Source organism: Peribacillus sp., assembly GCF_059453735.1.
Genome location: NZ_JAZVJO010000531.1, coordinates 1 through 2,877 on the forward strand (window position 1 = coordinate 1; position 2,877 = coordinate 2,877).

Genomic DNA, 2,877 nt, shown 5'->3' on the forward strand with positions numbered 1-2,877 from the left:
ACGTGAACAGTTAGACGAAACGAAGAAAGTATGGAAAGAAAAGCAAGGCCAAGAAAATAGTGAGGTTACAGTAGAAGATATTGCCCATGTTGTATCAAGCTGGACTGGGGTACCTGTAACAAGACTCGCACAGACTGAATCAGATAAGTTATTAAACATGGAGGCTATTCTTCATGACAGGGTTATCGGTCAGGACGAAGCTGTTAAAGCAGTTTCAAAGGCGGTTCGACGTTCAAGAGCAGGATTAAAGGATCCAAAACGTCCAACCGGTTCATTCATTTTCTTAGGACCAACTGGGGTTGGTAAAACGGAATTAGCAAGAGCACTTGCTGAGTCGATCTTTGGCGATGAAAATGCGATGATCCGCATTGATATGTCTGAGTATATGGAAAAACATTCGACTTCACGTCTAGTGGGTTCGCCTCCAGGATATGTAGGATATGAGGAAGGCGGCCAGTTGACAGAAAAAGTACGTCGTAAGCCGTATTCTGTAGTTCTGCTGGATGAAATTGAAAAAGCCCATCCAGATGTATTTAACATCCTTCTGCAAGTGCTTGAAGACGGAAGACTTACTGATTCTAAAGGCAGAACAGTTGATTTCAGAAATACGCTTTTAATTATGACATCGAATGTCGGAGCATCCGCGTTAAGAATGAATAAGTACGTTGGATTTGCTGTACAGAGTGAGGCTAATGGGTATTCAGATATGAAAGGAAAGGTTATGGAAGAGCTTAAACGTGCCTTCCGTCCAGAATTCCTGAATCGTATCGATGAGACCATCGTATTCCATTCACTTGAGAAAAAACATCTGAAGGAAATTGTTTCTTTAATGACCAATCAGTTAACAGAACGATTGAAAGAACAAGATATTTTATTAGAACTTACCGATAAAGCGAAAGAAAAGATAGCAGATGAAGGGTATAACCCGGAATACGGTGCACGACCAATTCGCCGGGCTATTCAAAAGCATGTGGAAGACTATCTTTCCGAAGAATTACTTAAAGGAACCATTGTAAAAGGAAAGAAAATTATAATGGACGTCGAAAACGGTGAATTCCTAATAAAAGACGGGGAAACTGTTGATAGTAGTAAATAATAAGAAATAAATCCTTCAGGGAGGTACACGGTTTCATGCCGTGTACCTCTGTTTTTTTATAATTCTCCCCATATAGAATGTGATCTGCAGAAACAGTCGATAAATGAAAGGAACTTTAAGAAGGATAATAGCACGGTTCTATTTAATTTATAAAGTAGTTATTTTTTTCAAAGTTAACGATAAGGATAAGGAGTAATACCTTTCAGAGCCGCCTGGTTGATGTTAATTCGTCAGTTAGATAGACTTACCAGGAAAAGGACTGAACTGCATAAGGAGGCGGCTAAACTAGATATGGGAAGTTAGAACCCTCAGATTAGCAGACGTTTCACCGTTGTGAAAACTCTTAAGTAGGTGGAGGAGGGTGAAGATGACTGATAAGAAGACATATGAAAAAATGAGACTAGAGATTCTTCAACTAGTGGCACCAGGTACCCCATTGCGAGAAGGCATAGATAATGTCCTGCGTGCTAATACAGGCGGTTTAATTGTAATTGGAAGTTCAGAAAAAGTCCGCTCGGTGGTGGATGGTGGGTTCCCGATTAATTGCACCTTCACACCCAGCACCCTTTATGAATTAGCCAAAATGGATGGAGCCATTATTTTAAACGATAAAGCAGATCGGATTATCCTTGCAAATGCTCAGCTGGCACCAGACACGACCGTTCCTTCTAGGGAAACTGGAATGCGCCATAGGACTGCGGAGCGGGTAGCCAGGGAAACAAAAGCAATGGTGATTGCCATTTCGCAGCGTCGGAACATTATTACTTTATATCAAGGTACTTTTCGTTATGTATTAAAGGATATTGAAGTTATTCTCGCGAAAGCCAATCTAGCTGTACAAACACTGGAGAAATATAAAGTTGTATTTCAGCAGAGCATAACGGAACTGGGCTTAATGGAATTTGAAGAAGTGGTTCGTTATGCCGATTTACTGCAGGTATTTCACCGCTACTTAATGGTCCTGCGCATTAAAGCAGAGCTTTCAGCCTATTTAAATGAATTAGGTACTGAGGGGCGGTTAATACAGCTGCAAATGAATGAACTGTTAGCAACCTTAGAAACAGAAGGACTGCTGCTGATTAAGGATTATTCTAATCATCCAGAAGAACAGCCTGCTTCTATCCTTAGCCGCATGCATGAGCTTGCTCAGCAGGAAAAACATGAGGAGAGCCTAGTATTAAAGATTCTCGGACATAACGGATATATTCATCTTGATGAAATAATCCACCCTAAAGGATACAGGATTCTGCATAAAATTCCTCGCCTGCCATTATTAATTGTCGATAATCTAGTTGCTCGTTTTAAAAATTTCGGTAATATTACAAAAGCCTCTACATTAGATCTTGATGAAGTGGAAGGTATCGGAGAAGTCAGAGCAAAAAAAATTCAAGAAGGACTTAAAATGTTGAAAAATCAATTTTTAGCTGAGCGGAGAATGTAAGTAAGAAGATATATTTTGTGACAAGAGGGAATTATTTTTGACACGTAAAATTTTGGGTGCTAGTCTAGAAATAAATGAGAAAGACACGCTGCACCATGGTATTATGCGGAATTATGGCAATATAGAAGGAAAAATATACACGTAAATGTTTCATTTTTAAAAATTGTTTATGTGGTTTGTATGAAATTATTCAGGGAAGATTACCTGGTACTTTCCGCTCAGGTGCATGAATGCGAACAGACGGAGAAGGCCATCGTAATATGCATCGAAGTAACCGTCCTCGTATGGTTCGTTCTTAGAGTTCCAGAGAGCGTCGATGAACTCACGGCTGATCTCATGG

At 39.9% G+C, this 2,877-nt stretch carries 2 protein-coding genes; both read left to right on the forward strand.

Annotated features, from left to right (window positions below; all coding sequences use genetic code 11):
• Window positions 1-1,096, forward strand: a 1,096-nt coding sequence (locus AC52RT_RS17670) for an AAA family ATPase (protein WP_495541965.1), incomplete at its 5' end; no start/stop codon positions are given.
• A gap of 367 nt (window positions 1,097-1,463) precedes the next feature.
• Window positions 1,464-2,537, forward strand: a complete 1,074-nt coding sequence (gene disA, locus AC52RT_RS17675; RefSeq protein ID WP_495541966.1) for a DNA integrity scanning diadenylate cyclase DisA — start codon at window positions 1,464-1,466, stop codon at window positions 2,535-2,537.
• Window positions 2,538-2,877 lie beyond the last annotated feature (340 nt).